The sequence below is a fragment of the Verrucomicrobiota bacterium genome (assembly GCA_016871535.1).
GTDB lineage: Bacteria > Verrucomicrobiota > Verrucomicrobiia > Limisphaerales > SIBE01 > VHCZ01.
Map to the genome: position 1 here is coordinate 1 of VHCZ01000371.1, position 4,707 is coordinate 4,707.

At 60.5% G+C, this 4,707-nt stretch carries 3 protein-coding genes and 1 pseudogene; 3 read left to right on the forward strand and 1 reads right to left on the reverse strand.

What is annotated here, in order from left to right:
- Positions 1-819 precede the first annotated feature (819 nt).
- Positions 820-1,677: pseudogene (locus FJ398_26180) on the forward strand (ATP-binding cassette domain-containing protein).
- A 33-nt stretch (positions 1,678-1,710) separates the two neighbouring features.
- On the opposite strand, the gene FJ398_26185 reads toward FJ398_26180, so the two are convergent.
- A complete protein-coding gene (locus FJ398_26185) occupies positions 1,711-2,205 on the reverse strand; it encodes a hypothetical protein (GenBank protein MBM3841376.1) in 495 nt (164 codons plus the stop codon).
- A gap of 214 nt (positions 2,206-2,419) precedes the next feature.
- Here FJ398_26185 and FJ398_26190 point away from each other — a divergent pair, with 214 nt between their 5' ends.
- On the forward strand, positions 2,420-3,067 hold the full coding sequence (locus FJ398_26190) for an ABC transporter permease (protein ID MBM3841377.1): 648 nt from the start codon (positions 2,420-2,422) through the stop codon (positions 3,065-3,067).
- A gap of 189 nt (positions 3,068-3,256) precedes the next feature.
- A complete protein-coding gene (locus FJ398_26195) occupies positions 3,257-4,474 on the forward strand; it encodes an ABC transporter permease (GenBank protein ID MBM3841378.1) in 1,218 nt (405 codons plus the stop codon).
- The last annotated feature ends 233 nt before the right edge of the window (positions 4,475-4,707 follow it).

Sequence of the window (4,707 nt, forward strand, 5' to 3'; positions counted from 1 at the left end):
TCTCCGTGGCGGAACGCACGTGCTGAGCGCGCCGGTTGAGTTGACCCCGGAGGATTCCGGCGCGAGTGCGAAAGCGCCGTTAATCATCGCCGCCTACGAAAGTGAAAAACCGATTCTAAGCGGCGGGCGCTCGCTCACGGGATGGAAGCGCGTCGAAGGCAAGCCGGACCTCTGGCAAACCGATGTTCCGGATGTTCGCGACGGTAAGTGGTATTTCCGCACGCTTTTCGTGAATGGCCAGCGCAAGCAACGCGCGCGGACGCCGAACGAAGGGTTCTTCCGCATCGAAGGCCCCAGCCCGCAGGACAAGAGGGTCAAACTGAAGTTCAAGCCGGGCGAGATCCGGAAAGAGTGGGCTGACGCCGGAGACGTCGAACCCAAATCCTCGCCTAAGGATTTTGAAAACGAGTCTTGAGCCGGTGGGCGTGGCATTTTCGATAGACGCGATTCAATACGAAATCTATTGAACCGCGACGTTGGCACGCCCCGAACTGGCCGCATCGCAAGGATGGTTTTGAAGATTTAGGCGAGGAACATGGTCGAAGTTGTCGCCTTGTTAGCCTGGGCGGATTTTCGCATGTTCATTCGTTCGGTGGACGAAGCGAGTCACGTCGCGACGCTCTCGACCGATCCGCGGCCGTCAAACAAAGAGAACAACGCACGTTATTACATCGAGAACGCCCCGGACGGACTGGATGCGCCAGGCGAGTGGTACCTGAATCGCAAGACCGGTGTCGTTTCCTATCGAGCGCTCCCAGGCGAGGACCTCGCGAAGACCGAAGTTGTTGCCGGGCACCTGGACGACTTGATTGTTCTTCAGTCCGCGAAGGCGAAATCTACGGCCTTCTCGGCCCAAACGGCGCGGGCAAAACGACCACGATCTCGATGACATGCGGCTTACTCAAACCCGACGCCAGCGAGGTCCTCATCGCAGGCAAGAACTTCTGGAGCGATTCCCAAGATGCGCGCCGCATCCTGGGAGTCGTCCCGCAGGAGATCGCGCTTTACGATGAACTGACGGGCCGCGAGAACCTGGAGTATTGGGGCCGCATCGCGGGGTTGGCCGCCAGGGAGTCGCGTCAACGCGCCGGCGAGGTGCTTGAGGCCCTGTCCCTCGCGGATCGCGCCGGGGACGCCGTCAAGACCTATTCGGGCGGGATGAAGCGCCGCATCAATCTCGGCTGCGCCCTGCTGCACCGCCCGCGCCTGTTGCTGTTGGATGAGCCCACGGTCGGCATCGATCCGCAAGCGCGGATGAACATTCTCGATTTTGTGCGCGGCCTGGCCTCGTCCGGCACCGCCATTCTTTACACGACCCATTATCTGGAAGAGGCGGAGACGCTCTGCCAGCGCATCGGGATCATTGATCATGGCCGCTTGCTGGCTGAAGGAACCCTCGCCGAACTCCAGCGGCGTCTCGGTGGCGATCAGCTTTTCGTGGTGGAAGGCGATCTCAAGAGCGCCTCGCCGGAACAGTGGCCCGGATTTCTCGAACGCTTCCGCGTGATCCAGAAATCCGATCAGCAACTGGTCGCGGCCGCGATAGAAGAACGTGATCCCGCAGCGTGCTTGAAGCAATTGCTCGCGCTGCCCGTGCGGATCGAGAACGTGACGCTGAAACGGCCCAGCTTGAACGACGTGTTCCTTCAACTGACCGGGCGGCAACTCCGGGAATAGTTCCAACCCCTTTCATCATGAGACGATTCCCCCTCACCCGTCCTGCGGACACCCTCTCCCCCACTGGGGGGAGGGAACGGGTGAGGGGGATCGGTTCATTTCACTCCCTACGTCTCGTCTTGAACGCTTGCCGGGAATAACATGATCGCGCTGCTTCTGGCCAAGGACCTGTTGCGCGCATGGCGAAATCCTCTGCCCTGGGTGATTCATCTGGCTGTGCCGCTCTTGATCACCGGCTTGATTGGCCTGGCTTTCGGACGTTCCGGAGAAAGCGGCGGCCTCGGACGCATCAAGCTGGCCATCGTCGATGAAGACGATTCGCCGCTGACGGGCTTTCTTCGGGGCGCGCTCAATCAGCGCGAAGCGGGCCAGCACATCGAGCCATTCTTCCTGAAGCGCGAACAAGCCTTGCGCGAGCTCACCGAAGATCGTCTGAGCGCCGTGGTCATTCTTCCGAAAGGTTTGACTGAGGATTATCTGAGCGGCCAGCAACCGGTGAAACTCGAACTCATCAAGAATCCGGCGCAATCGTTTTATCCCGCCATCGTCGAAGAATTTCTTGCCACGGTCGTGACGGCTCTAAACGCGGTCTCTCGCAATTTCCAGGCCGAGTTTCCCGAATGGCGCACCGCGCTGGAACGTCCCGGCGGACCGGATTTCCGCACCGTCAGCGATCTGGTTTCCCGCGCGGGCGACAAGATTCAGGCGGCGAGAGCCTACTTGTTCCCGCCCTTGATTGGATATGTGCCGGAGAAGCGCGCCGAGGAGAGCGCGCGCGGGCCAGCCTGGAACTTATTCGCGTATTTGCTGCCGGGCATGGCCGCGATGTTTCTGCTGTTTCTGGCGGACAACGCGGTGCGCGACCTTTACCGGGAGTTGCGGTTCCGGACCTTCGAGCGTTTTCGAACCTTGCACTCCCGCCTGTTCATTCGTTGCCTCGAAAGTCCTCCTGGCCGTGGCGATTTTGCTCATCAGCGCGGCGATTCTGTTTGCCGGCGGGGCGCTGATTTTTCAAATCCGGTGGGAGCACCCTTTGAAGATCGTGTTAGCCGTCCTGGCTTATGCTGCGTTCGGCGCCGGCTTGATGGCCCTGGTCGCAGCCTTCGCCGGCAGCGAGCGCACGGCTGACTTTCTCAATGCCGTATTCACGATGATGCTGAGCCTGGCGGGCGGCTGCATGTTCCCGTCAGAGCAACTCCCGGCGTTTCTCCGCGACCAGATCACGCCGCTCATGCCCACGAACTGGTTTGTCGAGGCCGTGCGCGCGTTGCAGTTCGGTCCTGGGGATTCTGTTTGGATGAACGCGTGCTTGAAACTTGGAATGCTTGGGTTGGCCTTGATCGCCGTTGCCGCCTGGCGTTTCCAGCGACGGCTTGAACGAGTGCTGTGACACGGAATTATCGTCACCTCCGCGGCAAGGATTTTTTCGCGTGGACGAGGCGCGAGCGACGAGCATACCCGCCAGCAGTCCGTAAGGAGCGAGCAACGAAGTCCACGCGAAAAAGGACTGCCGCCCTAAGGGTTGCGTCGCGTTTGGCCTGGGGCGTCGTTGCTCCTCAGTCACAGAGCGCTGGCGGCCATGCTCCTTCGTCGCGCCTGGCCCCAGGCCAAATGCGGCGCAACGGATGTAACGATAATTCCGTGTCACAGCACTAGGGGAACGCGGATGAAGCAAGCGCTGACTATCGGCCACAACGACCTTCGATTGTTCTTCCGGCATCGGGCGTCCTGGGTATGGCTTCTCGTCATGCCGATCGCCTTCACCTATTTCATGGGCTTCGCCGTGCGCGGTCCGGGCGGACCGAACAGCCCGCGTCCGGCGATTTTCATCGAGAACCGGGATGAAGGGTTCCTGAGCCGGAGTTTCCTGGAGGCGCTGGGTCAGCAAGGTTTGAGGGTCGTGGCTTCGACCAATCGCGACGACGCCAAACGCGGCATTCGCATTCCGGCTGATTTCACCCAGCGCGTGCTCAACAAGCAACGGGTCAACGTTGAGTTCATCACAGTCGAGGGCGGCGGGAACGAGGCTGCGGCGCTCGTCGAACTCCGGGTTTTGCGCGCGCTCGTGGCCATCAACGCCTACCTGGTCGAACACGCCGTATCGACTGCCGGGAAAGCGCCGACGGAGGAAGGCTTGCGCGCTTTGAACGCCCGCGAGAATCCGGTGCGGCTCGAATCCCGGTTCGCCGGGCGCAAGCCCATGCCCGTCGGCTTCAATCTGTCTTTGCCGGGAAACGTGGTCATGTACGTCCTTATGAATCTGATGATCTTTGGCGGCACGACCGTGGCCACGGAACGGCGCTATGGCGTTTTGCCACGGTTGATGGTTCATCCCGTGAACCGCGGAACGCTGATCGTGGGCAAAGTTTATGGCTTGATTCTGCTGGGGTGGGTTCAAATCGCGGTCATGTTGCTAGTCGGTCAATTCGTTCTTCAGGTGAATTTGGGAGAGCATCTGCTGGTGTTGCTGTTGACGTTGCTGATTTTTGCCTGGGTCGCGGCGTCGCTCGGCGTGCTGGTCGGATCAGTCGTGACGGCGGAGGAAAAAGTAGTCGGCGTCTGCCTGCTCGTCAGCTTGCCGATGGCGGCGCTGGGAGGATGCTGGTGGCCGCTGGAAATCGTGCCGGACTTCATCAAGGTGCTCGCGCATCTGGTGCCGACCGGTTGGGCCATGGACGCGCTGCATCAACTCATCACCTTCGGCGGCGGTTTTGCCGGAGCGAAAGGCGCGATGGGCGTCCTGTTGCTTTTCCGCTTTGCCGCCAATATCGCCGCCGCGAAATGCTTTCGATGGTGACAACTGCGCGGACCGTTCTTAACTTCTGAGCATGTCAGCCTCGCCTGGTCTGTCCGCAGCACCCCCAAACGGTAGGGCAGACTTGCCGGTCTGCCGGTCGCGCCATCTAAGGGTCTGTGCAAAAATAAATTCCGGTTTTGCTGGAGGCGATTTCGCTTTCTGGCGAGGCACGACGAAGGAGCATAGCCAGGGCTCTGCGACTGAGGAGAAACGAAGCCAGAAAGCGAAATCGC

Coding starts and splice junctions, on each gene's coding strand:
- FJ398_26195 (MBM3841378.1), top strand. CDS start 3,257: ATGCTCCTTCGTCGCGCCTGGCCCCAGGCCAAATGCGGCGCAACGGAT.
- FJ398_26190 (MBM3841377.1), top strand. CDS start 2,420: ATGTGCCGGAGAAGCGCGCCGAGGAGAGCGCGCGCGGGCCAGCCTGGA.